Raw genomic sequence first — 14,952 nt, forward strand, 5'->3', positions numbered from 1 at the left:
GTGGGCTGGTGCCATCACCAAATCTCACGCCACTCGCTGGCCGGCGGTAGCCGGGTGGCCCCGGAGTGATTGAAGTGCATGGCGCTGGGGCTGAAGGCGGTTGGGGCGTAGCTTGCGGTCGAATCTGTCCTGGCGGTCAGCCGCCGCGGCTCTCAGCGCCGTTGCATTGGCGCTACCCCGGGGCGAAAATGCTCTCCATGAAAGCAGTTCCCAGGCTCACCACACCAAGGCTCGTGCTTCGGGCGCCGGGCGAGCGGGATATCCCGGCGTGGTTCGCGCGCGCGAGCGATATCGAATCCGCCTCCCTTGCCGGCGATCCCGTTGCCGACGACATCGGCGCGGGCGCGCGATGGCTCGCCCTTGCGCGTCAGCGGTTCGCCGACGGCCGGGCGATCAAATGGTCGATAGACCAGCCTGGCGTGGCGGACGCGATCGGGACGATAACCCTGTCCTTCGGCGCGGACGATGCCAGGTCGGCCGCATTGGGATTTGTGGTGGGGCGTGCGCATTGGGGGCAGGGGCTGGGCTCCGAGGCGGCCCGCGAGGTCATTCGCTACGCCTTCGAGACCCTGGCGCTCGCACAGGTGACGGCCGAGGCGGCGGCGCGCAATGTCGCGTCGCTGCGGATACTGGCGAAGCTCGGCTTCAAACATGTCGACAGCTTCATCGATGAGTCCGACGGCGAGCAATGCGAGCGTTTCGTGCTCGCCGCGCACATAGGACCGTTGGTCCTGGCGAACCAGGCTTAGAGCTATCGGAGCACGCCAAAGGCCGCCGTGTTTGCTCAGGTCAATCGCAGCTGGTCGCCGCCTTGAGCGCTTCGGCACGGGCCGGTTCGCGCAGGTCAGCGATCCGTCGAACGGAAGCGTAGAATCTCGGATAGTCGCTGGAGCACAGCTCGAACAGGCGAATAAACGCAGGAACCTGTTCGCCATAGACAGACGTCGCGGCGAGCTTTGCGTTGTTGATCGGCGCATTGAACCAGGCGTCGTATCCCCGGTATCCGGCCCAGCTTCCGTCGCGCATTTGCCGGTAGCGCGTCCGCAACCTGTCGAGCGTGGCTGCCTTGGCCGCCGCCATCCCGTCGGGGGGCCGGGAGCTTTCATAGACCTGCCGCAACTCGTCGCGGGTTTTCGACACCAGTGCGAGAAAATCGGCGCTGCGCTTGCGATCGGCCTCGTAGCGGCGCAATCCGGCGCGATCGCCGGCGGCGCGGAGCCATTTTCTCGTGCCGGTGGTTTCGACGGCGACCGCGAAAGCCTCATTGAATGCGGAATCGCCGTTCACATAGAGGCGCTGATGCGCCAGTTCATGAAAGACAAGGCTCGCCAGATAGGTGTCGTCCTGACGCAGCATGGTCGAGAGCAGCGGGTCACTAGACCAGCCCAGCGTGGAATAGGCGGTGATGCCGGTGACATAGACGTCCAGCCCCTGTCGATGAAGTGCCATGGCGCTTTCGGTCGCGGATTTCCGATCGAAGTAACCCCGGTAGGGAACGCAGCCGAAAACCGGAAAGCACCATGTCTTGGGCGTGAGCGAGAATTGCGGGGCGGCAAAAACGGCCCAGGTCACGGCATCCCGGTGGATGTCGACATAGCTGTGATAGCTGCTGTTGTCGGGCAGTGCCAGCTCGTCCGTCGCGAACTGCCTTATGGCGCTCGCCGACGTCAGCTTGGCGCGCAATGCCTCCGGCGTCGAAGGGGCCTCGATCAGTTTTCCAACGTCCTGGCGCGCGGCCATGATCCGGACATGGCCCTCCAGCGATTGCGCGTAGTAGGAAACGCTGGTGCAGCCGCTCAGCGCGGACGCCATGACGGCCGCCGCAAACAATCGAAAAACGCGCTTCACTTCTTCCCCACCGCTTCGTCACCTGCCATGGAGCACATGTTGCGCCCCAATGTCCAAACCGGCGCACCAATTTTCGTCAAGATCCATAGCGAGCAGCGGCGCGGACTGTCGACCCGGCTTCTGGCTGACGACAAATCTCCCCCACGGCTGACTCTTTTCCGGATCCTCAAACGTCTTAGCTACAGTGAAACACTGGAGCAGGGTCAAATGAGCCTCAGGGATAAGAAAATCGTGGTGACCGGCGGCAGCCGTGGGCTTGGCCTCGGATTGGTCGAAGCGCTGGTCGAGCAAGGCGCCGGCGTGACCGTGGTCGCCCGGGGCGCCGAGGCGCTGCAGGCGGTCGGTGCGCGGCTTGGGGTCGCCACCATCGCCGCAGATGTCACGGACGAGGACGCCGCCTATCGCATTCTTGGCGAGGTCCGCCCTGACATACTGGTGCTCAACGCCGGTGCCACGCCCCGCATGGGGCGGCTGGACCAGTTGAAGTGGGAGGACTTCTCCATTGCCTGGGAAACCGATGTCAAGGCCGGGCTCTACTGGCTGCAGGCGGCGCTGAACCTGCCGCTCGGGCCGGGCAGCCGGGTGCTGGTCGGGTCGAGCGGTGCGGCCGTCACCGGGTCGCAGATGTCGGGCGGCTATGGCGGCGCCAAGCGGATGCTCTGGTTCATGGCCAAATACGCCAATGGCGTGGCGCAGGAGAAAGGCCTCGGCATACGCTTCCAGGCGATCGTGCCACGGCAGATGATCCTCGACACCGGGATCGGCGATGCGGCCGCCGGCGCCTATGCCGGCTCGATGGGCATCACGCCGGAACAATTCGTCACCCGCTTCGGCGCGCCGATGCCGCCCCGGGCTTTCGGCGACAGGGTGGTCTCGCTGCTGGAAGACCCGCAATATGGCGAGGGCGTCGTCTTCGGCCTTAGCGGCGACGCCGGGGTGACGATCATGGAGAGCGCGGGTCCTTGAACGACGGAAAGCCAGCGGGGGAGCGCGACCGCCAGGAAGGGCTGCTTGCCCTTGCCACTGCCTTGCGGCCGGAGCTGCACCGCTATTGTTCGCGCCTGATGGGCTCGGTCATCGACGGCGAGGATGTCGTGCAGGACACGTTCGCGCGCGCCGTCGTTGCCCTGGAGGAGTTGTGTGAGGCGCCTCGGCTCAGGCCCTGGCTGTTCCGGATCGCCCACAACCGCGCGCTTGACCTGTTGCGTAGCCGCGCGATCCGCGCCGCGGAGCCGATCGAGGCGGCGCTCGACATAGCCGACGAGGCCGACCCGGTGGAGGTGCTGATGCGCAGGCAAGCCGTGCAAACCGCCGTGTCGCGCTTCGCCGAGCTTCCGGTGACGCAACGCAGCGTGGTCATCCTCAGGGATGTGCTCGACGAGCCGCTGGCCGACATCGCGGCCCTGCTCGGCATCACGGTCGATGCGGTGAAGGCGCATCTGGCGCGCGGCCGCGCCCGGCTTCGGCGGATCAACGCCGAGGCCAATCCGCTTCCCGATGCGCGCATCGCGTCGGCGGCCATCCTGCGCTACGTCAATCTGTTCAACCGACGCGACTGGGACGGTTTGCGCGCGCTGCTGGCCGACGATGTGAGGCTCCATCAGTCCACGCACAAGCCGCGCGCGGGGGCCGCCGACGTCGGCATGTTCTTCACCATCTACGCCAGGAGCGACGGCTTGTGGCTCAGGCCGGCATGGGTCGAGGGCCGCGAGGTGATCGCGGTGTTCGAAGACCGGGCCGACGCGAAACCCAGTCATTTCATGTGGCTGGAATGGCGCGACGGCCGGATCAGCTTCATTCGCGACTACCGTTATGTCCGGTACGTTCTCGAGGACGCCGACCTGGTGCTGGCAAGGTGAGGCGCCGTGCCTTCACGGGATGAGGGCGGAGACCTCGCGGTCGGACGGACGCTCGCTCGCGGCCAGCCCGGAGGCCACGCCGGCGCGGTCGGCGGCGTTGCGGTTCTGGCTCATCTTGCGCTTGCCTTCGAGCCTGACGACCGGCATGCGCAGGCCGACAATGCCGCGAAGCTGCGACTGGATGAAGTCTGGCGGCGCGTCCGACACGGCCCAGGGCGCGGCGCGCGCGCCTTCATGCAGGTTGGTCAGCCGGGTGACGACTTCCAGCAGCCTGTCGGCATCCTCGAAGAACTCGACCGGACCGTAGGCGTGGACCGCCGCGTAGTTCCAGGTCGGCACGACCTTGCCGGTTTCCTGCTTGGTGGCGTACCAAGCCGGCGTCACATAGGCGTCCGGGCCCATGAAGATGGCGAGCCCGTCGCTGATCGCGGGAACGCGCCACTGCGGGTTGGCCCTGGCCAGATGGCCATGGATGACGCCGTGCTCGCCCTCGGTCTCATCGAGAAAAAGCGGCAGGGGGGTGGCGAGCGGCCCGTCCGCCGTGGCGGTGACGAGATTGGCCAGCCGCGCGGCGCGGATCGTGGCCATCAGGCTGTCCTTGTCGTCGTCGCGGAAGGCGGGCGGCGTGTACATTTTCGAACTCCTCGCATTGCGCTCACAGATGCCACACAATCCGGCCCGTTGGGAATATCCAGTTCGAGGCATCCAGGTGGCCAGTTGACAGAGCTTTGCGGCGGAGCTGGCCGGCGTGCCGCTGAGATCAGCCGAGAAGGTTGCGCGCGGTCCTCATGAAGATCTTCGAGCCGATCGGTATCAGGTCGTCGGGAAAGTCATAGTCGGGATTGTGCAGGGCAGGGTGGTGTTCGCCCGCACCGAGGAAGAACATCGCCGACCTGGCGCTGTGGCCGAACAGGCCGAAATCCTCCGAAGCGCGCATTGGCAAGGCTTCCTCGCCATGCGCGACGCTCTCTTCATCGAGGGCGCGCCGCAGGTGCTCGACCGCATCCGCCGCGTTGACGCTGGCGACGAAGATCTCGTGATAGTCCCAGCTGGCGGAGAGGCCGTGGCGGCCGGCGATCTCCTTGACCAGGGTTTCGGCGGCGGCGCAGAGGTCGGCCATGCGCTCGTCGCGGCGGGTGCGCAGCGTTGCCCAGACCTCGGCGTGGGCGGGCGCGATGCCGAATACGGCTTCGCCCATGCGCGCATGGGTGACGGTGACCATGGAGAAATCATCGTCGGCGAAAGTCGCGCGGCCGAGCGCGGGCAGGGCCGGCATCAGCTCCGAGATCGCCGGCATGGGCGAGGTTCCGGTCTCGGGCATGGAGGAATGCGCGGTCTTGCCCTCCAGCACGATGCGCATGCCGCGCGAGGCGCAATTGACGACGCCGGGCTTGAGCCTGACCTCGCCGAACGGCACGCCAGGCAGATTGTGCAGCGAGAAGGCGAAATCCGGCGCGATCTCGCCAAAGCGCGGATCGGCGACGACGCCGGCCGCGCCATTGCCGGTTTCCTCGGCGGGCTGGAACATCAGCACGACGCGGCCGCTGGCGGGACGTTCGCGGCCGAACTGGCGGCCAAGGGCGGCCAGGATGGCGGTGTGCCCGTCATGGCCGCACATATGCGACTTGCCAGGAATTTGCGATGCATGCGGCACGCCGGACAGTTCCTCGATCGGCAGCGCATCGAGTTCGGACCGAAACAGGACGGTTGGTCCGTTTTTGCCGCTGTCGTAGATGGCCGCGACGCCGTGGCCGCCGAGGCCGGTCAGCACCTTGTCCGGCCCGGTGTCGGCGAGGAAGGAGACGACCTCTTTCGCCGTCTTCTCCTCCTCGTTCGAGATTTCCGGCTGCCGGTGCAGCTTGCGCCGCCATTCGGTCAGTTCGACAATGTCGCGATTGGTCAGGGTCATGGTCTTTCGCCTCCACTGCGGTCTCTGCTAGCGATAAACGGCCGTGCCGGCCACGGTCCAAGTTCCGGGCTTTGGCGGGCCAGGCCTCGCGACCGGCTTACTTCACGCGGTTGGGGCAGAGCGCCTTGAACTGGTCCAGCGTATAGTCGTAGCCCGAGGCGCCGGAGCCATCCAGCACCACTTTCTCGTCGACGGCGGTGATCCGGTAATCGGTCGTCACATCCGTGCCCTTGTTGCGGCCCTGGAACAGCATGGCGGCGCCATAGAAGGTGGTGAATTCGCCGGTCTTGCAGTTGCAGGTGATTTCGAAATGCAGGGGCGCCTTCATTTCCGCATCAATGCACTCCTCGGTGAAATCATGGCCATATTCGCGGCAGTAGAGGCGGGCCTTCCGCCTGTCGTGCCTGGCCAGGATGCTGGCGTGCGTGGAGCCGAGGCCCGACTTTTTGACGATGGTAAGCTCCATTCCAACCCGGGCGCCGTAATAGAGCGTCGCGGCGCCAGCCGGCGCGGCCAGCATCACGGCGCAAAGCACAGCCAACAGACGTCGCATGGAAACTCCTCCCTTGGCCGGGAAGGATTGACGCACGGGGCGGGGCGGTCAAGCCCCAATTGGCCCCACTGGCTGACGCTTCCCGGCCATGTTCCAGGTCGAGTGGACTGCATTTTGCCGCACCTGGCCCAATCGCCTCGGCTCGGGAAACGGATGGTCATTATGAGACGATTGTTTATAACGGTCGCTGAAAATCGCGATACCAAGGGGAGACGATGCGCTACATACGTCCGCTTTCAATCGAAGACGCCGTCGGCCAACTGGCCGAATCGGCCGGCCCGGCCGCCATCCTTGCCGGTGGCAGTGACCTCCTGGTGAGGATGAAGGGCGGCTTTGTCGAACCCGAACTGATCATCGACATCAAGTCGATCGCCGGCTTGCGCGACATCAGGGAAACCGCCGACGGCTTCAGCATCGGCGCCGCCGTGCCTTGCGCCGTGCTGGGCGAGAACGCCGGCTTGAAGAAGGCTTGGCCTGGCGTGGTCGAAGCGGCCAAGCTGATCGGCTCGAAGCAGGTGCAGGGACGCTGCACCATTGTCGGCAATCTGTGCAACGCCTCGCCGGCGGCCGACAGCGTTCCGGCGCTGGTGGCGGCGGGCGCCAAGGCCGTGGTCGTCGGCCCGTCGGGCAAGCGCACCATTGCCGTCGAGACGGTGCCGACCGCGCCGGGCCGGACATCGCTCGCCAAGGGCGAGATCATCGAGGCGATCCTGCTCAGCAAGCCCGCGCCGCGTTCGGCCGATGCCTATCTCAGGTTCATTCCGCGCACCGAGATGGACATCGCCGTGGTCAGCGCCGGCGTGAACCTGACGCTGGACGGTGCTGGTGTCGTGACGGCCGCCCGTGTGGCGATCGGCGCCGCCGCGCCGACCGTGTTGCTGGTGGAAGAAGCGGCCGAGGCCTTGATCGGCCGCAAGCTCGACGAGGCAGCGCTGGAGCGGCTGGCCAAGGTCTGCGCCGGGGCGTGCCGGCCGATCGACGACAAAAGAGGCACAATCGAATTCAGGCGCAAGGTTGCGGGCGTGCTGGCCAGGCGGGCCGCACAGACCGCCTATGCACGTGCAGGAGGCAAATGATGGCTGGCGTAGCGGTTTCAACCACGATCAACGGCGACAATGTCGAATATCTCTGCCAGCCCGACGAGACACTGCTCGACGTGCTGCGTGACCGGCTCGGACTGACCGGCGCCAAGGAAGGCTGCGGCACGGGCGATTGCGGCGCCTGCAGCGTCATCGTCGACGACCGGCTTGTGTGTTCGTGCCTGGTGCTGGGCGCGGAAGCGGAAGGCCGCCGCATCGAGACCGTCGAGGGCATGGCGCATGGCGATAGGCTGCATCCGCTGCAGCAGAAATTCCTGGAGCATGCGGCGCTGCAATGCGGCATCTGCACGCCAGGTTTCCTGATCGCGGCCAAGGATCTCCTGGCCAAGAACCCCGACCCGACCGAGGAGGAAATCCGCTTCGGCCTGGCCGGCAATCTCTGCCGCTGCACCGGCTACGACAAGATCGTGCGCGCCGTCCAGGACGCGGCCATCGTTATGAAGGGAGCCTGAGATGAATTTCGATCCGCGTTTTTCGGGGCGTAAATTCGCATCCGTCGGCACGCGCCCGATCCGCCCCGACGGTGTCGACAAGGTGACCGGCCGCGCCCGCTACGGCGCCGACTTCAACATGGCCGGCCAGCTGGTCGGCCGCGTGCTGCGCAGCCCGCACGCGCATGCCAAGATCCGCAAGATCGACACTTCGAAGGCGGAAGCGCTTGCGGGCGTCAAGGCGGTGATCACCGCCGCCGACCTGCCCGACCTCACCGATGGCGATGCCGCCATGTACGACATCCTCGACAATTGCATGGCGCGCACCAAGGCGCTCTATGACGGCCATGCGGTGGCCGCCGTCGCCGCGATCGACGCCCGCACGGCCAGGCAGGCGCTGAAGCTGATCGAGGTCGACTACGAGGTGCTGCCGCATGTCACCGACGTCGACGAGGCGATGGCGCACCACGCGCCGCTGATCAACGACACGATCTTCACCGAGGGGCTGGAGGAAAAGCCGGTCAAGCCTTCCAACGTCACCAAGCGCTCGCAGTTCGGCCATGGCGACGTCCATCAGGGTTTCGGGCAGGCCGACTTCATCGTCGAGCGCTCGTTCAAGACCGAGCAGACCCACCAGGGCTATATCGAGCCGCATGCCTGCGTGGCCAATGTCAGTTCCGACGGCACGGCGGACCTGTGGGTCTGCACGCAGGGCCATTTCGTCTATCGCCAGCACTGCGCCCAGCTGCTGGGCATGGAGGCCTCGAAGCTGCGCGTCACCTCGTCGGAGATCGGTGGCGGTTTCGGCGGCAAGACCCATGTCTGGGCCGAGCCGGTGGCGCTCGCTCTGTCGCGCAAGGCGGGACGCCCGGTGAAGCTGGTGATGACCCGCGACGAGGTGTTCCGCGCCTCGGGCCCGACCAGCGCCACCTCGATCGACGTCAAGATCGGCGCCCGCAAGGACGGCACCATCACGGCGGCGGAAGCGACGCTGCGCTACAGCGCCGGCCCCTATGCCGGCTCCTGGGCCGAGATCGGCGCCATGACGGCGTTCGCCTGCTATCGTCTCGATAACGTCAAGACGGTGGGCTACGAAGTGCTGGTCAACCGGCCGAAGACCGCCGCCTATCGCGCGCCCTCGGCGCCGATGGCGGCCTTCGCGGTGGAAAGTGCCGTCGACGAGCTCGCCAAGGAGCTCGGCATGGATCCGGTCGAGTTCCGCATCAGGAACGCCGCCCAGGAAGGCACGCGCTCTTCCTACGGCCCGGTCTACGGCCCGATCGGCATCGGCCCGACGCTGGAGGCGGTGAAGAGCCATGCGCACATGAAGGCGCCGCTGAAGGAGAACCAGGGCAGGGGCATGGCCTGCGGCTTCTGGTTCAATTTCGGCGGCCAGACCTGCGTGGACTTGAACATCGGCATGGACGGCTCGGTGTCGCTGGCCGTCGGCACCGTCGATGTCGGTGGCTCCCGCGCGTCGCTGTCGCTGGTCGCGGCGGAGGAGCTCGGCATCGACTATTCCCAGCTCAAGGCGGTGGTCGCCGACACCTCGTCTCTCGGTTACAACGACATGACCGACGGCAGCCGCGGCACCTTCTCGTCCTCGATGGCGACCATCTCGGCCGCCCGCAACGCGATAAAAATCCTGCGCGAGCGCGCCGCGCAGATGTGGGACATCTCGGTCGACGACGTGAGCTGGGAACAGGGCCACGCGGTCGCCAAGGGCGAGAAGCACGGCAATCTCGGCAAGCTGTCGCTGAAGGAGATCGCGGCCAAATCGGGCACCACGGGCGGGCCGATCGCCGGCCATAGCGAGCTCGTCGCCGACGGCGCCGGCGTCTCCTTCGCCACCCATATATGCGACGTCGAGGTCGACCCCGAGACGGGTTCGACCAAGGTGATCCGCTACACGGTGGTGCAGGATGCCGGCAAGGCGGTGCACCCGACCTATGTCGAGGGCCAGTACCAGGGCGGTGCGGCGCAAGGCATCGGCTGGGCGCTCAACGAGGAGTATATTTACGGCAAGGACGGCCGGCTGCAGAACGCTGGCTTCCTCGACTACCGCATCCCTGTCTGTTCCGACCTGCCGATGATCGACACGCAGATCCTGGAAATCCCCAACCCCAACCACCCCTATGGCGTGCGCGGCGTCGGCGAGACCTCGATCGTGCCGCCGCTGGCGGCGATCGCCAACGCGGTATCGAACGCGGCCGGCGTGCGCATGACCCACATCCCGATGTCGCCGCCGCGGATTCTCGCGGCGATCGAGGCGGAACGGGAAGGCTAGGGAGGGTTCGCGCTCCAATGGTCGAAGTCACGCTCTGGGGCGCGCTGGCCACGACCGCCGGAGGCAAGAGCAAGGTCGAGGTCGAGGCCAAGGACATCAGGGAACTGTTCAGGAAACTGGCTGAACAGTATCCCGGGTTCGAGCCGTGGATCCACCGCGGGATTGCGGTCGCGATCGACGGGGTGATTTACCGGGATACGTGGGGGAAGGAATTGCCGGAGGGGGCGGAGATTTTTTTGCTGCCGCGGTTGGCTGGGGGGTGAGGGGACCTCCATCCTTTGTCCACCTGATGATTAGTATCGTCGTCGCCGAGGAGAGTTAAGGAACGATCTGGACTTGCGCTTTCGATACGACGGGCGCCCATAAATCGAGGATCGAGCCTCGCGTTCCGCGATTGCCCGCTCGCGCCTCAACGTGGCAACAACCGTTTCCATTATTGCCCGAACTGGGATGATCCAGGCCCACTTCCGCGCGGCATTCACAAAGGTGGCTGACGAAACCGCAACGACGACGGCGCATCCTTCAGCGCGTCCCGGCAAAAGGCACCAAAGCGGCTCGCTGCTTGCTGTCGACGTACCGGCAGATCCAGCGGAGTGCCTAAAATCAAAGAACACGGGCATGCTGCAGTCACGCCAAGCGGATGGGAAACAGCCGCTTGGATCAGCCGTGGTGAAAACCCCATGGAGGCGCGTGGGCCTGAACACCCGGCGACCATCGAGAAATCGGTGGTGATCTCTTTTTAAACGCGTTCCGTCCACAACCCAAACCATGCTTCTATAAAAGCCTTCGCGTGCCGCCTGCTCTTGTAAAGGCAGATGCGAATGCTGGAACTCAATAACCAGACCATTTTCGGTCATCACGTCTGCGACGTGCCTCTCACCGTGCTCATCGTGCCGGATGATTTCCTGCCACTCCGAAGGAAACTGATATTTCCAGTCTCGGTGCCAGAGCGTTTCCGGCTCCCACCAGGCATCGCAGTTTCTGCTGCCTCGATGCGCCCAATGCCAAACTCTTTGTGTTCCGCATCTTGCGACCATCTGCTGCGAACAGCCTGGACAGTTGCCTGTCAACTCGGGCGCGGCCTCGCTTCGTTCGTTATTTACCAATGCAAACCGCATAACTTTCTCCATAGATTCAAGGGCAGCCCGTTGCAGGGCGACCGCTGGTTTCTTTCGAGGAGTGTTTCGGCAGCATAGTCAGCCATAGGCTGGCGCTGGTTCTTCTTATCGTCGACGTAAGGGACCAAACCCACTGTCGGTTATCGTGCGGCTGTCCTCAGTGCCCGGCGCCGCTTATTCTCGGGGCACGAAATGAATTGTAGCTAGTGAGTTCGATCGGTCAAGTCCGAGACGTGCCGCGAACAGCGCTGCACTGGCGGGGGTGAAGGGGCGAACTACGGCGAACGCTCAGGGACCAGCTGCCATCCTTGGAAAATCTTGCTGTTGTCCGGCTAACACTCTACCTAGAAGTCTATCCGTCTCAGACGATCCTTGAGAGGCACAAGCGCATCTGCTGCCCTAATCTGCACTTTCGAAACGGGCCGCTGTCCGATCCACACTTCTGGCATCCTCGAAAGTGCGATGTACTCAGGTCCATTGAATATTATCTTGCCTCTAAGGTTGTCGAAATCGATATCGAAAAACAGCAGGTGGTCGGCTCGTGTATCCACGCACCTGAACACCGGCCCTCGTCCAGTTCCTGTTGCTTTCACCTGCACGGAACGCCCGTCACTAGCTCGACCGTCGATACCTGTGCCGTTAGCTTCGATTAGCTTGATGCCAAAAAGCTCGGCCGCTACCGCCTCGCCGATGTCACCAACCAAATTGCCATCGAGTGTGAATTTGAGACCTGCGACCGTGTAATGTTCCCGCAGCCTGTTTCTTGCGGAAACCAGTTCGGCAGTGACCGGCGGCAATGTAAATTCGCGTCTATATGGCATTGTGAGTTTTTCGCGGGCCTGTTCCCGCCCCATGTTTAGAGTGGATCGATTTCTTCCTAACTCCATTACCCCCTATATGACTACTCATAAGCAAGCTTTCTGAGGCCAAGGAAAGGCGCCCTGTATCGCTACCCGCTATATCACAGCCGGTAAAGCTGACATAAGGGACTGCGGATATACTCTTCCCTTCTCGTCGACTCATGATAGTGTTCCAGGGGGATTGGGGATCATAATGGGTAAGGCGCGACCATTTTCTATTTATCTTCTCAAAGAACATTTCGACGCAACGAACTCTCTGAGAGAAGATCACGAACTTGTGGCGGCGGAGGCAGCAAACTTGCCGGAAGGCGCAGTGCTTTATATCCTCGATGCCGATCCGAAGCCCCCATGGTGGAGAGGTTATTTCGGCGTCGCAGAACCTCTAATCCAGCAATTCAAGGGTGCGTTAGTCTTCCTTCCGGTCGATGACCGGTGTTTTGCTCTGTCCTTTGGGCAGGTTTTCCATCATCTGAACGACGCCGCATACGAATACGATTTTGGCTTACGGGTAACGCTGAACAGTGTCGATCCCAACGAATTGAAGAGCGCCGATATGGTTGCGCCCGGTGTAGCGCGCCGCAAAAGAACGCAGGTGCCAGTTTCGACTGAGCTGACCTATCTTGATTTCGATGGAAACAGTGAGATCATCAAGAGTCTGACCGGCCGGGTTAAGGAGGAATATGCAGAGCTGTTCAAGAATGCGACCGGCTCGGTCTCGCTAAAAGTAAGCCTTGACCTCGAACCCGGCGAATTGCCGAGCGTTTGCGAGACTCTGCTGACTCTTTACAAAGCGGAAGATTATAAAATCTCATTTCCAAACATACAGAACATATCACCAGTCAATGACCCGTCAAAAATCGCCGAACTCGACAATCTTCTGCTAAGCTCCTTAAAGGCAAAGGATGGCAGAGCGACACTAACGATTCCTGACATTATCGATTATCGAGATAATACGTGTTGTATCTTTCAAGGCGACGGACGATCCAGCGACATTTTTCCGGATATCTCGCTTGAGGAATTTTACGAATTTCTTGGAGAAGACTACAATCTCGCTGGGATGACGCTTGAAGCCTTTAGGGCCTTCCGAATGATGTTGACCGATGTCAATGGAGCGGCCGGCCGAAGCTACAGCGTCTATCGCTCTCTTATCTATGACGGAGAGCCTGTCGGGGAGGGCATCGTCTATCATTTGTGCGAAGGAAATTGGTATCGCGTCGAAAAAAGCTACGTCGAGCGATTGAAGAACTATCTGGATGCAAAATGCGAAGACTCCGATCTGCCGCCTTACAATCACGATGCCGTTAAGGATGGTAAGGCGGTTTATAGCGAGGAGGCCTACAATGCCGCCATTCCTGGGTGGAACAACGCCTTCATCTGCCTCGACCAAACCGACATCAGCCCGGCCGGCAGCACACAAATAGAACCGTGTGATATCTACACAGTGGCTGCCGATGCCAGTTCGTCGTGCGGTCAGCGGTCATCCTTCTACCATCTTAAGATTTCCACCCGTTCCTCTCATCTGAGCCATTTATTCAATCAAGGCGTCAATTCGGCCGACCTCATTCAATTGGAGCCTACCTCTCGCGACAAGATAACGGCGTTGGTGACAGAAAGACTGAACGGAAACGACTCTGCGATGTTTCTGACGCCTCTCGATTCCTTCGACTTCAAGGTCGTTTTCGGCATCATCACACATAAGAACAAGGACAAAAGATCGGATAACCTTCCATTGTTTTCTAAGATCAGCCTTATGCGCAACATGCAGCAACTAGATGTTCGAAAAATCCCGTGCGTTTTGATGTTTGTCGGCGACGATAGCCCGAAGAAGCACGGCCATCCCAAACACGAAAAAATCGTCGTCGAGATCGTAGCGCTCGGCAACGGAAAGACCGAGGTGAGAGCAGTTGACGGGCAGGGATACGATCCCGTGATTCTGATAAAGTCCTGTCCAAAGGAAATTCGGGAAAGTCCCGCAGGTACACGCTATAGACTGACTGTGAAAAAAGCCGAAGACGGCACGCTGTCAAGTTATCATGGATGGCCGTTCGAGGTTGCGGTATAATTTCCTTAAAGAAATAGTCAGATAGTAATTATACCTAATGAAAGTCTGCAGGCAGCGAGGCGCCCAATGAGCCATTTGAACTTGAAGGAATTTCATTCATTCCTTGAACAACTGATCGAAGAATCCTCTCGGGATGGCCGGTTCTCAATTGACAAGATAATCAGCGCGATCGTGACCAGATACCCTGAGCGCCTCGCAAATGTTCAGGCTCAGATCAATGATCTGGGGCTTCGAGCATTGATCCGAAATAACTGTCGGGCCAAGAACAGTTCTGCCAGTACTGGTCCCGACCTGTTTGGGCATTATCGCCTTGGGAAGCGCATCTCCGTCCCTTACCATGACGAGCATGGCAAACTGCGATGGGATAAAAAGCGGCGTAGTGATCTATCCTTTGGCGATCTCGACGAAATCCTGGCGCGCTGGAGCGACCGCCCTACTCGGCAGTCGCAGGAACGTCTCGACTTTGACGACATTGCCAGAAAGACCCAACCTTACCGCAACAAGGCACGCAGCATCGGTGAGGCACTTCAGATGGCGCAAGAGGACGGGCGCTGAGAGCAGGTCTCCTCAAGTCCCGGCTGTCAATCAAATTCATGGTGCCACCCCGCACGCCCCTAGTCTAACGTCGCCTCCTCATCTCCGGCGCCTCTACCGCCTCATCATCCTCATGCGGAACTTCCCCGTGTACCGCAGCGCCCGCGTGATCCAGATCGGTCGACCAGATGGTCGCGCTTGGGTTGGTGGCTGGATGAGGATGCCCCGGTGTTCAGCATCAGCTAAGGCAACAGCATCGCGAAATCTCGGTGGCGAAGGAGACCTGGTGCATGGCTCTTGCCCATGCGGGCCGATTAGTCTGTCGCGCCACTGCCCAGGCACGCGGAAACGTTCTCCCGCGTCGCCCTAAGCCCCAACCGCCCCCGCCGCC

15 protein-coding genes are annotated in these 14,952 nt (G+C 62.3%); 9 read left to right on the forward strand and 6 right to left on the reverse strand.

From position 1 onward, the window contains the following. Positions 1-188: 188 nt before the first annotated feature. Complete coding sequence (locus tag FJ954_RS31200) at positions 189-749, forward strand: GNAT family N-acetyltransferase (protein WP_246681181.1); 561 nt, start codon at positions 189-191, stop codon at positions 747-749. Between the two features lie 40 nt (positions 750-789). Here the strand turns inward: FJ954_RS31200 and FJ954_RS31205 are convergent, their stop codons facing one another. Further along, positions 790-1,812 carry an aminopeptidase gene (locus tag FJ954_RS31205; RefSeq protein ID WP_140665972.1) on the reverse strand — a complete coding sequence of 341 codons (1,023 nt, stop codon included), beginning with the start codon at positions 1,810-1,812 and terminating at the stop codon, positions 790-792. A gap of 243 nt (positions 1,813-2,055) precedes the next feature. On the opposite strand from FJ954_RS31205, the gene FJ954_RS31210 reads away from it, so the two are divergent. Then, positions 2,056-2,814: an SDR family oxidoreductase gene (locus tag FJ954_RS31210; RefSeq protein WP_140665975.1), complete on the forward strand. Its 759-nt coding sequence runs from the start codon at positions 2,056-2,058 to the stop codon at positions 2,812-2,814. Next, a complete protein-coding gene (locus tag FJ954_RS31215; RefSeq protein ID WP_140665978.1) occupies positions 2,811-3,707 on the forward strand; it encodes a sigma-70 family RNA polymerase sigma factor in 897 nt (298 codons plus the stop codon). The genes FJ954_RS31210 and FJ954_RS31215 overlap by 4 nt, the downstream gene beginning before the upstream one ends. Positions 3,708-3,719: 12 nt before the next feature. Here FJ954_RS31215 and FJ954_RS31220 read toward each other — a convergent pair whose 3' ends face one another. From FJ954_RS31220 to FJ954_RS31230, 3 genes are all read right to left on the reverse strand, one after another. Next, positions 3,720-4,340, reverse strand: coding sequence for an FMN-binding negative transcriptional regulator (locus FJ954_RS31220; RefSeq protein WP_140665981.1), 621 nt, complete (start codon positions 4,338-4,340; stop codon positions 3,720-3,722). A 127-nt stretch (positions 4,341-4,467) separates the two neighbouring features. Beyond that, on the reverse strand, positions 4,468-5,616 hold the full coding sequence (locus FJ954_RS31225) for an amidohydrolase (RefSeq protein ID WP_140665984.1): 1,149 nt from the start codon (positions 5,614-5,616) through the stop codon (positions 4,468-4,470). A gap of 97 nt (positions 5,617-5,713) precedes the next feature. Beyond that, complete coding sequence (locus FJ954_RS31230) at positions 5,714-6,169, reverse strand: hypothetical protein (RefSeq protein ID WP_140665987.1); 456 nt, start codon at positions 6,167-6,169, stop codon at positions 5,714-5,716. 215 nt (positions 6,170-6,384) lie between these two features. Between FJ954_RS31230 and FJ954_RS31235 the strand changes: the two genes are divergently transcribed. Genes FJ954_RS31235 through FJ954_RS31250 form a run of 4 tightly spaced genes read left to right on the forward strand, consistent with a single transcriptional unit; the run spans position 6,385 to position 10,250 of the window. Further along, a complete protein-coding gene (locus FJ954_RS31235) occupies positions 6,385-7,245 on the forward strand; it encodes a xanthine dehydrogenase family protein subunit M (RefSeq protein WP_140665990.1) in 861 nt (286 codons plus the stop codon). Then, complete coding sequence (locus FJ954_RS31240) at positions 7,245-7,721, forward strand: (2Fe-2S)-binding protein (protein ID WP_015316741.1); 477 nt, start codon at positions 7,245-7,247, stop codon at positions 7,719-7,721. Before FJ954_RS31235 ends, FJ954_RS31240 begins: the two co-directional genes overlap by 1 nt. A 1-nt stretch (position 7,722) precedes the next feature. Continuing rightward, positions 7,723-9,987, forward strand: coding sequence for a xanthine dehydrogenase family protein molybdopterin-binding subunit (locus FJ954_RS31245; RefSeq protein WP_140665993.1), 2,265 nt, complete (start codon positions 7,723-7,725; stop codon positions 9,985-9,987). A 17-nt stretch (positions 9,988-10,004) separates the two neighbouring features. After that, entirely contained in the window at positions 10,005-10,250 is a 246-nt protein-coding gene (locus FJ954_RS31250) for a MoaD/ThiS family protein (protein WP_140665996.1), read from the forward strand. 30 nt (positions 10,251-10,280) lie between these two features. On the opposite strand, the gene FJ954_RS31255 is transcribed toward FJ954_RS31250, so the two are convergent. Both FJ954_RS31255 and FJ954_RS31260 read right to left on the reverse strand, forming a co-directional pair. Beyond that, complete coding sequence (locus tag FJ954_RS31255; RefSeq protein WP_140665999.1) at positions 10,281-11,117, reverse strand: competence protein CoiA family protein; 837 nt, start codon at positions 11,115-11,117, stop codon at positions 10,281-10,283. A gap of 332 nt (positions 11,118-11,449) precedes the next feature. Then, positions 11,450-11,926 (reverse strand): hypothetical protein, encoded by a 477-nt coding sequence (locus tag FJ954_RS31260; RefSeq protein ID WP_140666002.1) that lies wholly within the window; start codon positions 11,924-11,926, stop codon positions 11,450-11,452. A gap of 232 nt (positions 11,927-12,158) precedes the next feature. On the opposite strand from FJ954_RS31260, the gene FJ954_RS31265 reads away from it, so the two are divergent. Both FJ954_RS31265 and FJ954_RS31270 read left to right on the forward strand, forming a co-directional pair. Then, positions 12,159-14,027 carry a DUF6119 family protein gene (locus tag FJ954_RS31265; RefSeq protein ID WP_140666005.1) on the forward strand — a complete coding sequence of 623 codons (1,869 nt, stop codon included), beginning with the start codon at positions 12,159-12,161 and terminating at the stop codon, positions 14,025-14,027. A gap of 66 nt (positions 14,028-14,093) precedes the next feature. Beyond that, positions 14,094-14,582, forward strand: coding sequence for a hypothetical protein (locus tag FJ954_RS31270; protein ID WP_140666008.1), 489 nt, complete (start codon positions 14,094-14,096; stop codon positions 14,580-14,582). Positions 14,583-14,952 lie beyond the last annotated feature (370 nt).

It is taken from the genome of Mesorhizobium sp. B2-3-15, assembly GCF_006442875.1.
In the GTDB taxonomy this organism is placed as follows: domain Bacteria; phylum Pseudomonadota; class Alphaproteobacteria; order Rhizobiales; family Rhizobiaceae; genus Mesorhizobium; species Mesorhizobium australicum.